Annotated in this window: 15 protein-coding genes; 3 read left to right on the forward strand and 12 right to left on the reverse strand. The window is 64.5% G+C overall.

Going from position 1 to position 17,503, the window contains the following annotated elements; genetic code table 11:
* The 3 genes from J2J99_RS01890 to J2J99_RS01900 all read right to left on the reverse strand — a co-directional run bounded on the left by J2J99_RS01890 (position 1) and on the right by J2J99_RS01900 (position 3,717).
* Positions 1-1,533 (reverse strand): S10 family peptidase, encoded by a 1,533-nt coding sequence (locus J2J99_RS01890; protein WP_168295351.1) that lies wholly within the window; start codon positions 1,531-1,533, stop codon positions 1-3.
* A 217-nt stretch (positions 1,534-1,750) separates the two neighbouring features.
* Positions 1,751-3,043, reverse strand: a complete 1,293-nt coding sequence (locus J2J99_RS01895) for a CynX/NimT family MFS transporter (protein WP_168295350.1) — start codon at positions 3,041-3,043, stop codon at positions 1,751-1,753.
* On the reverse strand, positions 3,040-3,717 hold the full coding sequence (locus J2J99_RS01900; protein ID WP_168295349.1) for a FadR/GntR family transcriptional regulator: 678 nt from the start codon (positions 3,715-3,717) through the stop codon (positions 3,040-3,042). Before J2J99_RS01900 ends, J2J99_RS01895 begins: the two co-directional genes overlap by 4 nt.
* A gap of 494 nt (positions 3,718-4,211) precedes the next feature.
* Between J2J99_RS01900 and J2J99_RS01905 the strand changes: the two genes are divergently transcribed.
* Positions 4,212-5,024, forward strand: a complete 813-nt coding sequence (locus J2J99_RS01905) for a class II glutamine amidotransferase (protein ID WP_168295347.1) — start codon at positions 4,212-4,214, stop codon at positions 5,022-5,024.
* A 132-nt stretch (positions 5,025-5,156) separates the two neighbouring features.
* Here the strand turns inward: J2J99_RS01905 and coaBC are convergent, their stop codons facing one another.
* Positions 5,157-6,365, reverse strand: coding sequence for a bifunctional phosphopantothenoylcysteine decarboxylase/phosphopantothenate--cysteine ligase CoaBC (gene coaBC, locus J2J99_RS01910; RefSeq protein WP_168295346.1), 1,209 nt, complete (start codon positions 6,363-6,365; stop codon positions 5,157-5,159).
* Positions 6,366-6,488: 123 nt separating this feature from the next.
* Positions 6,489-7,253 carry an SDR family oxidoreductase gene (locus J2J99_RS01915; RefSeq protein WP_168295344.1) on the reverse strand — a complete coding sequence of 255 codons (765 nt, stop codon included), beginning with the start codon at positions 7,251-7,253 and terminating at the stop codon, positions 6,489-6,491.
* Positions 7,254-7,378: 125 nt separating this feature from the next.
* Here J2J99_RS01915 and J2J99_RS01920 point away from each other — a divergent pair, with 125 nt between their 5' ends.
* Positions 7,379-8,290, forward strand: a complete 912-nt coding sequence (locus J2J99_RS01920) for a LysR family transcriptional regulator (protein WP_168295343.1) — start codon at positions 7,379-7,381, stop codon at positions 8,288-8,290.
* Positions 8,291-8,315: 25 nt separating this feature from the next.
* The gene (locus J2J99_RS01925) at positions 8,316-9,554 is read left to right on the forward strand and encodes an MFS transporter (RefSeq protein ID WP_168295342.1); all 1,239 of its coding nucleotides are present in this window, start codon (positions 8,316-8,318) and stop codon (positions 9,552-9,554) included.
* Between the two features lie 125 nt (positions 9,555-9,679).
* Here the strand turns inward: J2J99_RS01925 and J2J99_RS33850 are convergent, their stop codons facing one another.
* From J2J99_RS33850 to J2J99_RS01960, 7 genes are all read right to left on the reverse strand, one after another.
* Complete coding sequence (locus J2J99_RS33850; RefSeq protein ID WP_246638756.1) at positions 9,680-9,826, reverse strand: PIN domain-containing protein; 147 nt, start codon at positions 9,824-9,826, stop codon at positions 9,680-9,682.
* A gap of 116 nt (positions 9,827-9,942) precedes the next feature.
* Complete coding sequence (locus J2J99_RS01935) at positions 9,943-11,604, reverse strand: thiourocanate hydratase (protein ID WP_168295341.1); 1,662 nt, start codon at positions 11,602-11,604, stop codon at positions 9,943-9,945.
* 67 nt (positions 11,605-11,671) lie between these two features.
* Positions 11,672-12,001 (reverse strand): TfoX/Sxy family protein, encoded by a 330-nt coding sequence (locus J2J99_RS01940; RefSeq protein ID WP_168295339.1) that lies wholly within the window; start codon positions 11,999-12,001, stop codon positions 11,672-11,674.
* A gap of 3 nt (positions 12,002-12,004) precedes the next feature.
* Positions 12,005-13,102, reverse strand: a complete 1,098-nt coding sequence (locus J2J99_RS01945; RefSeq protein ID WP_168295338.1) for a thiohydantoin desulfurase — start codon at positions 13,100-13,102, stop codon at positions 12,005-12,007.
* The gene (locus J2J99_RS01950; RefSeq protein WP_168295337.1) at positions 13,083-14,363 is read right to left on the reverse strand and encodes a Zn-dependent hydrolase; all 1,281 of its coding nucleotides are present in this window, start codon (positions 14,361-14,363) and stop codon (positions 13,083-13,085) included. The genes J2J99_RS01945 and J2J99_RS01950 overlap by 20 nt, the downstream gene beginning before the upstream one ends.
* The gene (locus tag J2J99_RS01955) at positions 14,360-15,739 is read right to left on the reverse strand and encodes a hydantoin-5-propionate amidohydrolase (protein WP_168295336.1); all 1,380 of its coding nucleotides are present in this window, start codon (positions 15,737-15,739) and stop codon (positions 14,360-14,362) included. Before J2J99_RS01955 ends, J2J99_RS01950 begins: the two co-directional genes overlap by 4 nt.
* 134 nt (positions 15,740-15,873) lie before the next feature.
* Positions 15,874-17,451: an aromatic amino acid lyase gene (locus J2J99_RS01960; RefSeq protein WP_168295333.1), complete on the reverse strand. Its 1,578-nt coding sequence runs from the start codon at positions 17,449-17,451 to the stop codon at positions 15,874-15,876.
* Positions 17,452-17,503: the final 52 nt, after the last annotated feature.

Consider the following 17,503-nt stretch of genomic DNA (forward strand, 5'->3'; position numbering starts at 1 on the left):
TCAATCCGCCGGCGGCGCCGCCGGCCGCTTGGCATAAAAGGCCTTGGCATCCGCCGTGAAGGCGGCCCGCTGGTCGTCGTTGGTGTAGAACATATGGCCGCCGCGATAGAGCTTCAGCCCGACGCGACCGCCGGCGAGCGAAGGCGGCAGATGGTCGACCACGTAGCGGCTGACGCCGTAAGGCGTCACAAGATCGCTGTAGCCATGGGCGATCAGCAAGTGGAATGCCGGGTTGGAGGCGAGCAACTGCCTGACGTCGTCGGTGGCGCTGGCCTGCAGGCGTGATCCGCCGCCGCGTCCGCCGCCCCAATCCCAGCGCCGGCTGATATCGCCGTCGAGCAGCGAATAGGTCATTTCGGTCCTGAAGCCGAGCGTATTGCGGGCATAGTCGGAAAAGGCGCCGCCATAGGCGCGGGTGAAGCCGTCGAGAATGGCGTCGTTGCCGCGGTCGTAATCCGATTCCGGGTATGGATCGGGTGCGGCGAAGGAAGCGTCGTAGGGGCTCATCACCGCGCCGCTGCCCCCGTCCGAATGTTTGACGAAGGAATTGCCGAGGAAGCCGCGGTTGCGGGCGACGATGTCCTCGGGAATGCCCGTCAGTCCGGCGATCCTGCCATAGAAGGTGGCGGCGGCGGCGCCCGTCGGCGGCGGTCCGGCGAGCGTCGTCAGGTAGTCGCCGAGCGCGAAGGTCTCTGTCTCGCGCTGCTTCTGTTCGTCGAAGGCGTTGTGCCGGTCGAGTTCGGCCGCCGCCAACGACGGCAGCTCGAGTGCGGCGCCGAGCGCGAACTGATCGGCATTGAACATCAACTGGCCTTCCAGCAAGGGCGAAAGCATCACCGCACCGGCGATGACGATGCCCTGGCTTTCCTGCAGCACGGAGGCGACCTTGGCGGCGCGGAAGCCGCCATAGCTCTCGCCGAGCAGATATTTCGGCGAATTGGAACGGTTGTTGTGGGCGATATAGAGCGCGATCGCCTTGGCAATGCTCTGGGCATCGGAGTTGACGTTGTAATAATTGGAAGCGTCGTCGGCCTTGACCGTCCGGCTCCAGCCGGTGCCGATCGGGTCGATCAGCACGAGATCGGTGAAATCGAGCCAGCTATGCGCGTTATCGACCAGCTTCGAATTGGCGCCGTCGCGGCCCTGAGGCCCGAAATCGAGCACTTTAGGCCCGACCAGCCCGAGATGCAGGTAGGCGGAGGCCGCGCCCGGCCCGCCATTGAAGAGAAAGGTAAGCGGCCGGTCGGCCCCTGCGTCTTTCGCGACATAGGCGGTGTAGAAGATCGCCCCGGTCAGGGCACCGTCCTGACCGAAGAGATCGAGCGTGCCGGCGGTCGCCGTATAGGCGATCTTCCGGCCGCCGATCGTCAGTTCGTGCGCGGTGACGGAATCGGCCGGCAGCAGCTTCAGCACGCCATCGCGCGCGCCGATTTCGGCGTTTGCTCTGGATTGGGCGCTTTCCTGGGCCAGAGAAAGGGCAGGGGCCAGCGACGCCGCAAGCGCGGCCAGCAGAAACAGGAATCTTAGGCGCATTCTCTCCTCCGGCGGTGCGGCATGCTGGTTGAGATAGAGCATGTCTCGCAAAAGTGTGCAGCGGTTTTGCGATAAAGACATGCGTAAAAACAAAGACCTAAAGCGTGACAGGCGAATCTGAAAGATTGCGACACGCTTTAGCGTAGCATCCGCGGCCGGCGACCGGCATCAAGAGAAGGTGATGAGTCGCTGAGCCCCGAAATTGAGCAGGCTGATTTCAGCCGGACCGCGCCACCGCACGGACATGGACCTCGACCGAGCGGCCGGCCTTCCAGCCGTTGATCGCCGCTGCCAGTCCGAGCGCGACGAAAAGAAGCGCGCACCAGGAAAAGCTGCCGGTCCAGCCGCGGATGAGGCCGACGATGAGCGGGCCGACGGCGGCAAGAAGGTAGCCGACGCATTGCGCCATGCCGGAAAGATGGGCGGCGACATCGGGATCACGTGAGCGAAGCACGATCGTCGTCATCGCCGCCGCGATCAGCCCGCCCTGGCCGATGCCCTGTAGCACCGCCCAGAGCCAGATCGTCGATAGCGGCGCGAAGAGCAGGCCGAGCAGGGCAGTGACGGCGACGGCGCAAAGGCTGGCATTGATCAGCCGCTGATCGCGGCCGCGCACGGCGATATGCGGCACAACAAGGCAGGATGCGGCCTGCACCATCACCGAGAGCGAAACGATCGCCCCGGCGGTGACGCCGTCGAGCCCGCGTTCGCGCAGGATCGGAACCAGCCAGCCGAAGACGCAGTAGGCAAGCGCCGATTGCAGCCCCATGAACAGCGTCACCCGCCAGGCAAGCCGGTCCCGCCAGAGGCCTTTAAGGTGGAATCCGTTTCGTCTCGCCTGGCCGCTGCTGCGCATAACCTGCGGCAGCCAGATCAGCCCGACGACGAGCGCTGGCAGCGCCCAGATCGCGAGCGCACCCGCAAGCGAGCCGCCGAGAGCGTGCTCGACCGGCAGTGTCAGCCCGGCGGCACTCGCCGCACCTGCGCAGAGCGCCATCGTGTAGAAGCCGGTCATCAGCGCGGTGCGGGTGGCGAAATCCCGTTTGACCAAACCCGGCAACAGAACGTTGCCGACGGCGATGCAGGCGCCGGCGAGCGCCGTGCCGATGAAGAGCAGCGGTACCGAGGAAAGACCGCGCAAACCAGTGCCGAGCGCCAGGAGCAGGACAACGCCGAGCAGCGTGCGCTCCGAACCGAAGCGCTGGGCGAGGCGCGGCGCCAGCGGCGAGAAGGCCCCGAGGCAGACGACTGGCAGCGTCGTGAGCAGGCTGGCGCCGAGTGCCGTGAGACCAAGTTCCGAGCGGATCTCGGGCAGCAGTGCCGAGGCGCTTGAAAAGACCGGGCGCAGGTTGAAAGCGATCAGCACGAGGCTCGCCCCGAGCAGGACACGATCCGCGGCACCGCCCACCGGTGTCGCCTGCGGCGACGGCAGGCTGCCGGCCTCGGCATCGATCAGCAGTTCGTCGGCCGGGTCGAGCGTGGCGGCGAGATCGTTGGAAGGCGCGCTCATGACAGGATCATCCGCTCAAGGGCGGCGAGAACCGGCGCCATGAAGCGGCGCACCGCTGCATCCGCCTTGTCCGGATTGCCAGTTTCGATCGCGTCGACGATATCGGCATGAGCCTGGATATCCGGTTCGGGGATATCCTGCCCCAGGGTCGCCGCGATCGTCTCGGCGATCGAGGCCGAGAAGAAATCATAGATCTCGACCATCGCCCGGTTGCCCGACGCGGCGATGACAGCCTTATGGAAGGCGAGGTCGCGCTCGATGAAGCCGGCCTTATCGCCGCCGTCATAGGTGCCGCGCTCGGAAAGCAGCCGACGAAGCTCCGTTACCGTCTCCGGCGTCTGGCGAACCGCCGTCAGCCGGGCGGCCTCGACGTCGAGCGCCAGGCGCGCCTCGAATTGGTCGCGCAGGCTGGCGCGCCGCGCCATCGTCAGCGGCCGGCCGGCATCGCTGACCGAGCGGACATAGGTGCCGGAACCCTGCCGCGTTTCGAGATAGCCCTGGAAGACGAGAACGCGTACCGCTTCGCGCACCGTGCCGCGGCTGACGGAGAGCATGGCCGACAGCGATGCTTCATTCGGCAATTTATCGCCGACCGCCCAGCGTTTGCCGAGGATGTCACTGCGGATCGCCTCGATCGCCTCATCGGCGAGATTTGTCCTGCTGATCGCACGCATGTCGCTACTCATAAAGTCATCGGATGACTTTATGAGTAGCTGACTTTCTCCTTTTCGTCAAAGTAAAATTCGGGCAATAAAAAGGGCCGCCTCAGCGACCCTTTCCATGAGTTTGGCCTCGAACTGGCCTGGACTGTCAAAGCAGCCCCAGGAAGGCGGGTTTTAGAGCGAGGGCTGCCTCGCTTTCATCACCTCTTCCATGCCCGTTACGAGGTCCGAAATCTCATTAGACATTGGATCACCTTCCTTTCGTTCTGTTGCCGATAGATCGAAGGTAGGCCGATTCTTCTCCGATTCAAGAAGAAATTGTTTCTGCTGGGACAGGAAGGTGTTCACAAAAGAACACAGCGTTTCGTCGAATTTGAAGCGCTGCCCAGTCACGAATCCGTCATGATCGGCTTGCAAACCGGTCGCTCGTTAAGCTGTTGTTAGCCGCGCCGTCAGACAATTTCAGCATTCCCGCCGATGCGGCGGCGGGTTCCGGAGCAAGAGCCATGTGTCGCTGGGCAGCCTATCGCGGAGACCCTCTCTATCTTGAGGAGCTGGTATCTTCGCCCGCCCATTCGCTGATCGAGCAGTCCCATTGCGCCACCCGTGCCAAGACGGCAACGAACGGCGACGGCTTCGGCATCGCCTGGTATGGCGACAGGCCCGAGCCCGGCCGCTACCGCGATATCCTGCCGGCCTGGTCGGACTGCAATCTGAAGAGCCTGGCGCGGCAGATCCGCTCGCCGCTCTTCCTCGCCCATGTCCGCGCCGCCACCGGCGGCGGCACGCGCCGCGACAATTGCCACCCCTTCACCCACGACACCTGGTCCTTCATGCATAACGGCCAGATCTCCGGCTTTGAGCGCCTGCGCCGGCCGATGGAGGCGATGCTCGACGACGAATTGTTCAATGCCCGCAGCGGCACGACCGATTCCGAACTGATGTTCCTTCTGGCGCTGCAATTTGGCCTGCGCGAGGCGCCGATCGCCGCGATGGCTGCTATGGTCGGCTTCGTCGAAGACCTGGCCGAAAACATCATCGGCTCGATCCTGCTGCGCTTTACCGCCGCCTTCTCCGACGGCAATACGCTCTATGCGATCCGCTATGCCACGGATCGCAAGGCCCCGACGCTTTATGCCTCGCCGGTCGGCGCCGGCTATTGCCTCGTCTCCGAGCCGTTGAACGACGATGTCGACGCCTGGGCGGAAATTCCCGATGGCAGCGCCGTCACCGTCGGCAAAGACGGCATCGACGTCGCGGATTTCCGGCCGGAAAATCAGCGCGCCGCCAAGCTGCAGCCTTTGGCTGTCTCGGCATAATCGTCGTCGAAATCGAAAGCGATTTCAAAAGCGTTCGCGATCTTTCAGATTCGCTTGTCACGCTTTAGGTCTTTGTTTTCACGCATGTCTTCATCGCAAAACCGCTGCACACTTTTGCAAGACATGCTCTAGCTACGCGTGGAAACGCTCGGCGATCAGCGCCGCCAGCCTTTCGGCAACCTCTTCTTTCGCCAGGTCAGGCCATTGCTCGACACCGTCGTGACGGACGAGTTTGACGCTGTTGCGGCTGCCGCCCATGATGCCGGTCGCCGGAGAAACGTCGTTGGCGACGATCATGTCGGCGCCCTTCCTCTCGAGTTTCGCCCTCGCATTGCTCTCCACGTCCTGCGTCTCGGCGGCAAAGCCGATCACCAGTTTCGGCCGCATCGTGTGATGGCCGATGGTTTTGAGAATGTCGGGATTTTCAGTCAGCGCCAGCGTCGGAATGGATTCGCCCGGATGTTTCTTCAGCTTCTGGTCGGCGGCCGAGGCGACGCGCCAGTCCGCCACCGCCGCCACCATCACGGCGATATCGGCCGGCAGCGCCGCCAGCACGGCATCACGCATTTCCTCGGCCCGCTCGACATGGACGGTGTGGACGCCGACGGGGTCGGCGATCGCGACCGGCCCGGAGACGAGCGTCACCTCTGCCCCGAGCTTGGCAAGGGCTGCGGCGATCGCATGGCCTTGCCGGCCGGAGGAGCGGTTGGCGATGTAGCGCACCGGATCGATCGGCTCATGCGTCGGTCCTGACGTGACGATCGCCTTGCGTCCTTTCAGCGGTTTTTCCCCGTCATCGAGCATGGTTTCGGCGGCAGCGACGATATCAAGCGGCTCTGCCATCCGGCCGAGCCCGGCCTCGTGGCTTTCCGCCATCTCGCCGGCCATCGGCCCGACAAAGCGGACGCCATCGTCCCTCAGCCTTGCCGCATTGCGCCGGGTCGCGGGATGCGCCCACATTCTGGGGTTCATCGCCGGTGCCGCAAGCACCGGCCTCGCCGTTGCCAGAAGCACGGTCGAGGCGAGATCGTCGGCGAGCCCGTTCGCCATCTTCGCCATCAGGTCGGCGGTGGCGGGAGCGATGAGCACGAGGTCGCAGTCGCGCGCCAGCCTGATATGACCGACATCCTGTTCGTCCTGCCGCGAAAACAGATCGACGAACACATGGTCCGCCGCCAGCGCGCCGACGGCAAGCGGCGTGACGAATTCCTGAGCCCCTTTGGTCAGGATCGGGCGCACACTGGCGCCGCGCTCGCGCAGCCGGCGGATCAGGTCCAGGCTCTTATAGGCGGCGATGCCGCCGGAAATGATGAGGAGGATGCGTTTTCCGCTGAGAGCCATGGCTTTCTACCCGTCGCCTTATTGACCGGCCCCGACCCTAAGCCTTTGGCGCAGAACATGCAATCGCGCGAACGGGCTGGAGAGGGATCCCCAGTCCGCCGGCCAATATCATACTGCGCCATCTCAACTGCGGGTGACCGAAATGCCGCCGTCGACCAGCGAAGCCGTGCCGGTGACGAAGCTCGCATCGTCGGAGGCGAGGTAGAGAACCGAGCGGGCGATTTCTTCCGGGGTCGCGACGCGCTTCAGCGCATGCATATTGGTGATGGCAGCCTGTTTCTCCGCCGTATCGTTCACGTCACGGTACATGTCGGTATCGACGGCGCCCGGCAGGATGGCATTGACGCGTATCCCCTGCGGCCCGAATTCAGCGGCGAGCGCCTGCGTCAGGCCGATCAGGCCGGATTTGCTGGCGGCGTAGGCGGCAACGCCGGGAAAGGCGAAACTGTAGCCGACGAAGGTCGAGGTGAAGATCACCGAGCCGCCGCCATTGTCCGCCATCGCGCCGATCTGATGTTTGGCGGCGAGAAAGGAGGCCGTGAGATTGACGGCCAGCGCCTCGCTGAAACCTGCTTCCGAGACACCGGTGCTCGGACCGGCTTCACCGATGATGCCGGCATTGTTGAAGGCGATATCGAGCTTGCCGTAGTTGGTCACGGCCGCCGCCACCAGCGCCTTGTGATAGTCTTCCGAGCGGACATCGCCGGCAACGGCGATGGCATCGCCGCCTTCCGCCTTGATCTCCGCAACGAGGCTGTCGAGTTCACGCTCGCGGCGGGCGCCGACGACGACCTTGGCACCTTCGGCGGCAAAGAGCTTTGCGGTGACGCGGCCGATGCCGGAGCTTGCGCCGGTGACGATTGCGATCTTGTTGTTCAAGCGGTTCATGGTTCCATCTCCTATGTTGCAGCGAGGCGGCCCCTGCCGTCCCTTCCGTTGAATGGAAGATGGCATTTTCTTTTTGTTCGGATTAGTATCCAGATCGGGGAAGTCGAATTCGGAAAGTCCGAACAATGATCAGGATCGAAGGCATTGCCGCTTTCGTTGCCGTCGTCGAGGCCGGCTCGGTCAGCGAGGCGGCCCGGCGGCTCAGGCTCTCAAAATCCGTCGTCAGCGAAAGGCTGGCAGAACTGGAGAAGGCGCTGGGCGGCACGCTGCTGCACCGAACGACGCGCAAACTCACTCTGACCGAGGACGGTGCGGTCTTCCTGGAACGGGCCGGGCGCATCGTGCGCGAGATCGAGGAGGCGGCCGCCGACATGGCTGAGCGGCGCGGCACGCTGTCCGGCCCGATCCGTATTGCTGCACCCGTCACCTTCGGCCGCATGCATCTCGGTCCGGCGCTCTATCCCTTTCTCGCCGAACATCCCGATATCCACCTGACGCTGGATATAGACGACCGCCGTGTCGATGCCGCGTCGGACGGCTATGACGCCATCATCCGCAACGGCCCGCTCGCCGACAGCCGGCTGGTCGCCTGGAAGCTTGCGCCGAGCCGCCGCCTTCTCTGCGCCTCGCCGGTTTATCTCGCCCGCCAGGGAATGCCGACCTCGCTCGCCGACTTGAACAGTCATCGCGGCATCTTCTACACCAATCGCGGTGTCGCCGACTGGCGCTTCCAGACGCTAGAGGGCGCGATCCTCGTCCGCGCAAAACCGGCGCTCGGCATCAACAACGGCGATATGCTCCGCGACGCGGCCATCGCCGGCCTCGGTATTGCGCTGCTGCCCGCCTTCATTGCCGGCCCGGCAATCCGCGAGGGCCTGCTTGCCGAAATCGATGTCGGTCACAGGCCGGAAGCCGAATTCATCTACATGGCCCGTCCCGCCGGTCGCAATCCCTCGGCCAAACTGCGTGCTATCGCCGATCATCTGAAGAAGAGTTTTGGCGATCCGCCCTATTGGGATATTGCGGATAATCCATGATTCGAAGGGTCGTCAGGATGAAGATATGCCGCCCTCAGCGCACGTCGTGAAGACCGTGCTCACCGCAGAAAAGCACTATTTGATGCGCGGTACCGGCGCCTATCGCCGCGCCAGCCTGGCGCTTTTCCTCTCCGGCTTTTCCACCTTCTCGCTGCTGTATTCCGTGCAGCCGCTGCTGCCGATCTTTTCGCAGGAATTTTCCGTCAGCCCGGCCGAAAGCTCGCTGTCGCTATCGCTCTCCACCGGCTTCCTCGCACTCGCCATCGTCTGCGCCGCTGCCCTCTCGGAAGGCCTCGGCCGCCGCAGTCTGATGTCGATATCGCTGCTCGGCGCGGCCTTGCTGACAGTGGCCACGGCTTTTGCGTCGAACTGGCAGCTGCTGCTCGTCATCCGCGCCCTGCAGGGCTTCGCTCTCGGCGGCGTGCCCGCCGTCGCCATGGCCTATCTAGCCGAGGAAATCGATCCGCGCGGCCTTGGCGCCACCATGGGCCTCTATGTCGGCGGCACGGCCTTCGGCGGCATGTCCGGCCGCGTGCTGACCGCCATCTTTGCCGAATATCTCAGCTGGCGTCCGGCGCTTTTGCTTATCGGCGTCATCGGCCTTGCCGCCGCGCTCGGCTTCATCGCCCTGCTGCCGCCATCGCGGAATTTCGTCCGCCGGCCGGGCTTCGACCCATGTTTCCATGCCAGGGCCTGGCTCGGCCATCTCGCCAATCCGGCGCTTCCCTTCCTCTTCGCCGTCGCCTTCCTGGCGATGGGTTCCTTCGTGACCATCTACAATTATACCGGCTTCCGTCTGGTGGCGCCGCCCTATGGCCTCAACCAGACGGAACTCGGCCTGATCTTCACCGTCTATCTCTTCGGCATCGCCGCCGCCTCGATCGGCGGCCTGGTCGGAGATCGGATCGGGCATTTCTCCATGCTGCTCTTCGGCCTTACGCTGACCGCCGCCGGCAGTGCTCTGACGCTTTCCGCCGCGCTGCCATCGATCATCCTCGGCATTGTCGTGCTGACGGCCGGCTTCTTCATGAGCCATTCCATCGCCAGCGGCCTCGTCGGCAGGCTGGCGCATGGCACCAAGGGCCACGCCTCGTCGCTCTATATGCTGGCCTACTACGTCGGCTCCAGTCTCGTGGGGTCGGCGGGTGGCTGGTTCTGGGCAACCGACGGCTGGGCCGCCGTCGTCACCTTCACCCTTGTCCTGCTGGCGCTCGCCTTTATCTCCGCCTGTGTCGCTCAGCGTCTTGCAAGGATAAAAGCATAGGGGCCGATGGGCGCTCCCGATGCTCGCAGCGCTGCGCGAACTTCTCCCGCCTTGCGCCCGTCGTTCCGGTCAATTTCCAGGATGGCGAAGTAGCGCATCGATCCGCGCCACATTCTGATCGATATCTAGACTTTTGTAAGCGCCGCAAAAGAGTTCATGCGCGACGCCGGCATGGCGAAATCCGTTGGCGTGTGCTTGCGCAGTTCGGCGATGGGACGTTCATTGCCCCTTATCATGGCAATGACGGCATTTGCATCGAGCAGGTATTTCATTTGATGGAGTCGAGGTCAGGTCGTTCCTGCTGCGCTTCCTTCGGCAGCGGACGGCTTGGGACCGCCCTGACCAGAAGATTTTTGCGGTTTCCATGTCACGGCCCTCGACTTACATTTCAACCAAGCCGGATATAGCGCACGTCCTTCTTCACCACCTCATCCAGCGCCTCCTCGTAGCCCGCATCGGCGTAACGCATGACGCCGAGGGCGGTGTCGTTGGTCAGCGCATGGTCGAGCCGCTCGTCCGCGGCGTCGGTGCCGTCGGCGACGATGGTGACGCCGCAGCTCGTCATGTAGCCGGCATAGCCGCCGCCGCCGGAATGGACGACGACGAGATCGGCCATCGACGAGCAGAGCATCATCGCGTCGATCAGCGGCCAGTCCGCGATCGCGTCGGAACCGTCCTTCATCCGCTCGGTCATGATATTGGGATGCGCCATGGCGCCGGCATCGAGATGGTCGCGGGAAAAGGCGACCGGGCCCTTAAGATCGCCGCTCGCCACCAGCGCATTCACGCGAAGGGCAAGTGCCGTGCGTTCGCCGTGGCCGAGCCAGGCGATGCGGGCCGGTAGCCCCTCGAAGGGAACATGCTCGCGCGCCAGCCGGATCCAGTTGGTGATGATCTTGTTTTCGGGAAACAGTTCGAGCAGCAGATCGTCGATGCGGGCGATATCGCTCTCCTCGCCCGAGAGTGCCATCCAGCGGAACGGGCCGATCGCCCGGGCAAAGAGCGGTCTCAGATAGGCTTCAGTGAAGATCGGAATGTCGAAGGCCTTGCTGACGCCGCCCTCCTTCGCCTGGGTGCGGATCAGGTTGCCGTTGTCGAAGACCTCCGAGCCGCGCTTCTGGAATTCCAGCATCGCCGTCACATGCTCGACGATCGAGGCGCGGCTTGCCGCCATCAACTGCCCCTGGCCGTCGTCACGCAGTTCTTTCACCTGATCGAGGCTCATGCCCTTCGGCACATAGCCATAGACCAGATCGTGCGCCGAGGTCTGGTCGGTAACGATATCGGGCACGATTCCGCGCCTTGCGATTTCGGGATAGAGCTCGGCGGCATTGCCGACGAGCCCGACGGACAGCGCCCGCTTCTCCTTCACCGCCGCATCGATCATTTCAAGGGCGGTATCGAGATCGGGCGCGATCTCCTGGAGATAACCAATCTGCTGGCGCTTGCGGGCGCGCTCCGGATCAATGTCGATGCAGAGGATCGCAGCGCCCGCCATGCGGCCGGCGAGCGGCTGCGCCCCGCCCATGCCGCCGAGGCCGGCCGTCAGCACGAAGCGGCCGGCGAGATCGCCGCCGAAGCGCCGCTCGGCAATGCGCATGAAGATCTCGTAGGTGCCCTGGATGACGCCCTGGCTGCCGATATATTGCCAGGCGCCGGCCGTCAGTCCACCCCAGCAGATTAGTCCCTTGCGCTGCAGCTCGTAGAACACCTCGGCCTTTGCCCATTGGCCGACGAGATTGCAGTTCGCCATGATGACGAGCGGCGCCTTGGCGTGCGTACGCACCAGCCCGATCGGTTTGCCGGACTGGATCAGCAGCGTCTGGTTCTCTTCCATCTCGGTCAGCGCGGTGACGATGCCCTTATGCGCCGCCCAGCTGCGGGCCGCCTTGCCGAGCGCGGCATAGACGATCAGGTTTTCGGGATCCTCGCCGACCGATAGCACGTTTTCGAGCAGGCGCAGCAGCGCTTCCTGCCGCCAGCCCCTGGCGCGCAGCTCCGGCCCGCCGGGAATGGGAAATTTCGGATGACGCGGATTGGCCTTCGGCATGGTCGTTTCCTCGCTTTGTTTTCAACTTTTTCCTTCGGAACCCCGCTGGGGAAAAGGGAGTGGCAGGTTATTTGCCCGGCAGCGATTCCACATAGGCGAGCGCGCCATCGAGCAAACGCCGTCTCAGTGCATCGTCGCCGTAAACCTCGGCCGTGGCCCGCACCCAGCCCTGCATTATCCGTTCGCCCGATAGCATCTGGATCACGCCTGGCAGCGCCAGCGCCCAGCCGTCATTGCTCCTGCCGAGGCGGATCAGCATGCCGTCGCTGCGCGCGCCGCAAAGCAGATTGCCGTTCAGCAGGAAGGCCCGGCCGCCGAACATGGATTTTTCGGTCAGCCCCGGCCGATCGCCGAGTTCTTCGCGCAGCAATTCTTCGAGGCCGGGATCGCGCGTCATGGCTCAGGCCTTCGTTTCCAGCGCATAGCGGGCGATCTCGATGCCCATCGCTTTTTCGACGACGGGATAGACGGTGGGATCGAGCACGCTTGCCGACAGCGGGATGATGTCCTTCGGCACATGCAAGATGAAGACGGACATGCCTTCCTGCAGCTGCCCGACGCTGAGCGGCTCGCCCTCCTGAGACAGCGTGGTGATCACGGCGGGGAAGGTGGCAAGCCGGCCGCCATCGGCGTCGTCCACGGCCATATATTCGTTCATTACATGCACCGTCACCGATTTTGCGCCGGAACCGACGATGACCGTGCCGATGTCGAAGGCTTCCCTGGTGTAGACGACGTCCTTTCTAGATATGACGCCCTCGGCGAGGATATGTCCGCCCGTCGTCTTGCAGATCGCGTCAATGACGGCAGCTCCGCCGCCCTTCTCCGCCGCGATGATCGCCTCTCCGAGCGCAAGCGCCATCGAGATGCCGCCGAGTGCGGCATGGCTGCGGACATAGGAAGCGCGCAGCGGGTTGCGGCAGCTGGCGATGAAGCCGCCGGATTGATCGGCGGCGGCACGCAGCACCGGCGAGATCTTCGCCGTTGCCCCCTTCACCACCAGTTCGATATAGCGGTTCTCGGCGCGATTGCCGCCGACCGCCGTCTGGACCATTGGCTCGGGCGAGCCGGCCATGCCGATCGAGCCCATGTCGCCGGTCGGATGGGCGCGGATATCGCCGACTGCATCGACCACCTTGGTGCCGAGGATCGCCGAGGGCAGCCAGCCGTTCAGCGTCGAGGATTTGCCGTTCTGGCCTATCATCAGCCCGGAAAGCTTCTCGCCCAGCGCCTCCTGCAAGAGCTGCACGGCCTTCACATAGTCGATGCCCTGCATTTCCCAGGGCGTGGTGGAGGCCGGCGCGCCGATGGCGGCGGCCGTCGCGATCCAGTCCTCGTCCTTTAGTTCGTCGATCGAGACCAGCTCCGGTTTCCCGACATTGACGGCCGCCAGCCCAAGCATCCGCCCGTGATCGGCCCAGCCACCGCCGCCGGCGGCATAGACGGAGCCGCCCTTGACAGCGGCTTCAACATCCTTCTCAACCAGTATGCGTCCCATTGGCCTTCTCCCGTTTCGAATCCGTGTCCATCTCGCGCACCGCCTCGAACAGCACGGCGGCGCCAAGTGCGATGTCGTCGTTGTCGGCCCATTCGTCGGGGCAATGGCTGCGGCCTCCCCGGCAGGGCACGAAAATCATGGCCGCCGGCGCCACCTTGGCGATCCAGGCCGTGTCGTGTCCGGCACCCGACGCCATACGCCGATGTTTCGCGCCGACCCGCTCGCAGGCGGTTTCGAGCGTCGAAAGCAGCCCGGCATCGCCCGGCGTCGGCAGATTGTCGGACACCCGGTTCGGCGCCTCGATCGTCACGCCGTAGGCGGTCGCCAGCTTTTCGACATGGCCGTCGAGCCAGCGGCAGAAGGCCTCCATGTCGGCGCGGATTTCCGCACGCCCGTCGATCAGCAGCACGACCTTCGACGGCACGACATTGGCGGCATTCGGCTCGATCCTGAATTCGCCGACCGTTGCCGCAAAATGCCCCGGCGTTGTGGCAAGTTCAGCGGCGGCGTTTCGGATGTCGAGCACCAGCTGCGATGCCGCCACCAGCGCATCCGCCCGCCGGTCCATCGGCGTCGTGCCGGCATGATCGGCCCGCCCTTCGACGGTGATTTCGATGCGAGTGATGCCCGCGATCGCAGTGACGATGCCGATATCCTTCCGTTCGGCTTCGAGCACCGGCCCCTGCTCGATGTGCAATTCGAGAAACCCTGCAATATCCGGCCTCTTCTGCTGCCCCAGTACACCGGGTTCACCGCCCACTTGGGCAATGCCCTCGGCAAGGTCGAGATCGCCGCTGACGCGCGAGAGCCAGGACTCCGGCAATTGTCCGGTCATGGCGCGGCTGCCGACGCAGGAGACGCCGAAGATGCTGACTTCTTCGGCGAGAAAATCGACGATCTCCAGATCGTGGTCGAGCTCGATCGTCTGGTCGCTGAGCGCGCGCGCCACCTCAAGCGCCGCAATCACACCGGCAATGCCGTCGAAGCGGCCGCCGTCCGGCACCGTGTCGGAATGCGAACCGAGCATGATCGTGCCGAGCCAGGGTTTGCGGCCCGTGCGCCGGCCGATCAGATTGCCGGCTGCGTCGATCCGCGTTTCCAGTCCGGCCGCCTTCATCCGCGCTTCGAGATAGGTCCGGCCTTCGAGAAAGAGCGGCGAGAAGGCCCGCCGCGTCCAGGGATGTCCCGCCTCGGTGATTTCGGCCAGCGCCACGATATCCTCAGCGATCCGGCTGGCATTGACGGCAAGATTGCGACTCATGCGCTGGCTCCCGCAACGATGTGGCGCGGCGGCGGCCGGACGAACCGGCCGGTGCCGGGCTTGGCCAGCACCTTGCCGCCTTCGGCGACCTTTTCGCCGCGCAGATAGGTGGCCGCAACCGTCCACGGCAAGGCAATGCCGTTATAGGGGCTCCAGCTGGCGACATTGTTGCCGCTTGCCGATGCATCATAGATGCTGTCGCGCGGTTCGAGCACGGCGATATCGGCATCCTTGCCCGGCGTCAGCGCCCCCTTGATATGGTCGAGTCGGAAATGTTTCGCCGGATTTTCCGCCATCAGCCGGGCCGCCCAAGTCAGTGGAATGCCGCGTTCTATGGCGCCTTTGACAAAAAGCGGCACCATGACCTCGAGACCCGGCACGCCGGATGCGTTGGCGAGCATGTCGGGATTGGTCTTGCGGTTCTCCGACCAGCTGACGTGATCGGTCGAAACCAGCCAGACATCGCCGTCGGCCACCTTCCGCCAGAGCTTCTCCACCTCGGCGCGCGGCCGCAGCGGCGGATTAATCTTCGCCTTGCCGCCCAGGCGCTTCACATCGTTCTCTTCATCAAGCGTCAGATAATGGATGCAGCATTCGACGGTCGCCGCAAAACCGTCGCGGCGGTAGGCCCGGGCGATATCGTAGCCGCGCCCGAGCGAGCAATGCACGACATGCGAGGGGCAGCCGGTATTGGCGCCCGTTTCGAAGATCGTGTGCATCGCCAGGAGTTCGGTGATTGCAGGTCGCGACAGGCCGTGCGCCCGCCAGTCGGTGATGCCGCTCGCCTTTACCTGCTCCATGTAGCTGCGCACCGCCTCGTCATCCTCATTGTGCACGCCTGCCGTCAGCCCCGTCGGAGCGATGGCCGCAAAGCAGGCGTCGAGCAGGGCCGGGGGTATGCGCGGAAAACGCTTCGGATCGGTGCCGAAGGTGGAAAACTTGAAGGCGGCGACACCGGCCTCGACCATCTCGCCGATCCGCGCCGGGCCTTCCTCCGGATCGACGGTGCCGTAAAGCGCGAAGTCGACGCGCGCCTGCGGGCCGGCATGGTCGATCTTCCTTTTCACTGCCGCGGCCGAGCAGACAAGATTGCCCTCGTCATAGGGCATGTCGACGATCGTCGTGACGCCGCCGGCCGCCGCCGAGCGCGTCGACCAGATGAAATCCTCCTGATCCTTCTGGGAAAGCGAGTGCACCTGGGCGTCGATCGCGCCGGGCATGATCAGCGCTTTGCCGAGCAGATGCCGCTCGCGCGCTGCGGGCGGCGCGCCGAAGCCGATTTCGGCGATCTTGCCGCCGCGGGCGGCGACATAGCCCTCTTCGAGGATGCGGTCCGGCAGCACCACCGTGCCCTGCAGAACGAGATCGAAGTCCATGCCGCTTCCTCCTAACTGAAGTCAGACCGTTGACGGCCGGGGCAGGGTGGCAAGCGCGAGCGACTTATTACGGCGTTCATGCCCCGACTTGTTAATGTAGAACAGGATTCAGATTTTCAGGCCTTGGCCTGACATCATCCTGTTCGGCTGGCCAGCAGCTCCTCGATGGGCTCCGGCGATCCGAGTGCGAAGAAATCGTCGAAGGAGGCGATTGGAACCTGCTCGATCAGTTTTGCCAGAAACTCGTCCGATCCGAGCTCTTCCTCGATCGCTTCGACTTCGGCCGAAAGCGGCCGGTCGACAATATAAAAAGCCGCGTGTTTGCGCACGACCTGGTAAAGCATGCCGGCGACGCCCTTCGGTTCGTCTCCGAGAATGTCGATTGCCTGGGCCGACAGCAGCGCCTCGAGTGCCGCAAGCCGCTTCAGCGCCTGCATCTGACGCTCGAAGCGTTCGATGACGAGCGGCAGGAAGGCCGCCTCGTCCTCCAGGCCGGCCGCAACGACCAGCGACTGCGCCGAAACGGGATGGGACATCGACAAGACGCGCGAAAAGATCTCGCCGGCAAGCTTGATGATCGGCCCGAAGCCGGTGGCGATCCGGCCCTGCGGCACGAGATTGACCGGCAGGTCGCGCCGCTGGCCATTGCCGAGAATGACGCAGCGGTTGAAGGCGTTGCGTGCCGCGTGCGCCATGCACAGCGCCGCCGATTCGAGCAGGATGGTCACATCGAGCGGCAGCGATCCGCCCGACGTCATCACCCTGCCTTCCACCACCACGGGATTGTCGTCCGAGCGGCCGGTGGCGGCAAGGATCTTGTGGCCGGTCGACAGCAGGTTTTCGATGACGGCGCCGAACACCTGGGCGATCATGCGCAGGCTGAGCGGATCCTGCACATGCGTCGCGACCGGCCAGTTCCATTCGTCCGACGCATTGCACAGCCAGGCGCCGATCAGCGCCTCGCGCGCCGTGCCCACATGGCGGACGGCCTTCCACGGGTCGCGGGAGGCGCCGAGCGCGCCGGCGGCCATCATCGCTGTCGCCAGCAGGATGCGGATCGAGGCCGCTGCGTTGCGTGTCGTTTCCGCAGCTGCGGCAAAGCTCACCGCATTGATGCTGAGCGAGGCGAGGCTGTCGCGAGGCGCCATCCGCACCGGTTCCAGTCCCGCGGCCCGGAAGGCTTCGGCCGCCTGCATCCGTTTGCCGCGATAGACGGCTTCGCCGACGCCGGTCAGCACCGCGCCGATCTGCCCCATCAGGCCGATATCGGCGCAGCCGATCGAGCCGGTGCGGCGCACGACCGGGATGACATCGGCCTCCAGCATCCTGATATAGGCCTCGATCAGCTCCGGCGTGCAGCCGACCTGGCCGGTCAGCGCCGTATTGACGCGGATCGCCATGGCGTTACGCACGACGTTGCAGGAAAACGGCGTGCCGGTGCCGAAATGATGGGCGCGCACCAGACCAAGATTGAAAGTGTCGAGTTCGTCGGCCGACCACTCCACATCCTTCATCGCGCCGACACCTGTCGTCGAGCCGTAGACCGGCATGCCGGAAGCGATCGCATCCTCGACGATCTCGCGGGCGATGGCGATGCGGGCCATGCCGGTTGCCGAGACAGAAATCGCCGCCTTGCCCGCACCGATGCTCACCATCTCGGCAAAACCAAGCGGTCGTCCGGAAAGTTCGATGCCGGGGCGTTCGTGCTGCATGGGCCAGATCTCCTAAACGGTGAGACTAAGCGAGCCCTCCGCTACATGGGAT

Source organism: Rhizobium binae (assembly GCF_017357225.1).
Taxonomy (GTDB): domain Bacteria; phylum Pseudomonadota; class Alphaproteobacteria; order Rhizobiales; family Rhizobiaceae; genus Rhizobium; species Rhizobium binae.

Coding starts and splice junctions, on each gene's coding strand:
- J2J99_RS33850 (WP_246638756.1), bottom strand. CDS start 9,826: ATGAAATACCTGCTCGATGCAAATGCCGTCATTGCCATGATAAGGGGC.
- J2J99_RS01920 (WP_168295343.1), top strand. CDS start 7,379: ATGATCAGGATCGAAGGCATTGCCGCTTTCGTTGCCGTCGTCGAGGCC.
- J2J99_RS01960 (WP_168295333.1), bottom strand. CDS start 17,451: ATGCAGCACGAACGCCCCGGCATCGAACTTTCCGGACGACCGCTTGGT.
- J2J99_RS01935 (WP_168295341.1), bottom strand. CDS start 11,604: ATGCCGAAGGCCAATCCGCGTCATCCGAAATTTCCCATTCCCGGCGGG.
- J2J99_RS01955 (WP_168295336.1), bottom strand. CDS start 15,739: ATGGACTTCGATCTCGTTCTGCAGGGCACGGTGGTGCTGCCGGACCGC.
- J2J99_RS01950 (WP_168295337.1), bottom strand. CDS start 14,363: ATGAGTCGCAATCTTGCCGTCAATGCCAGCCGGATCGCTGAGGATATC.
- J2J99_RS01915 (WP_168295344.1), bottom strand. CDS start 7,253: ATGAACCGCTTGAACAACAAGATCGCAATCGTCACCGGCGCAAGCTCC.
- J2J99_RS01890 (WP_168295351.1), bottom strand. CDS start 1,533: ATGCGCCTAAGATTCCTGTTTCTGCTGGCCGCGCTTGCGGCGTCGCTG.
- J2J99_RS01900 (WP_168295349.1), bottom strand. CDS start 3,717: ATGCGTGCGATCAGCAGGACAAATCTCGCCGATGAGGCGATCGAGGCG.
- coaBC (WP_168295346.1), bottom strand. CDS start 6,365: ATGGCTCTCAGCGGAAAACGCATCCTCCTCATCATTTCCGGCGGCATC.
- J2J99_RS01895 (WP_168295350.1), bottom strand. CDS start 3,043: ATGAGCGCGCCTTCCAACGATCTCGCCGCCACGCTCGACCCGGCCGAC.
- J2J99_RS01940 (WP_168295339.1), bottom strand. CDS start 12,001: ATGACGCGCGATCCCGGCCTCGAAGAATTGCTGCGCGAAGAACTCGGC.
- J2J99_RS01905 (WP_168295347.1), top strand. CDS start 4,212: ATGTGTCGCTGGGCAGCCTATCGCGGAGACCCTCTCTATCTTGAGGAG.
- J2J99_RS01945 (WP_168295338.1), bottom strand. CDS start 13,102: ATGGGACGCATACTGGTTGAGAAGGATGTTGAAGCCGCTGTCAAGGGC.
- J2J99_RS01925 (WP_168295342.1), top strand. CDS start 8,316: ATGCCGCCCTCAGCGCACGTCGTGAAGACCGTGCTCACCGCAGAAAAG.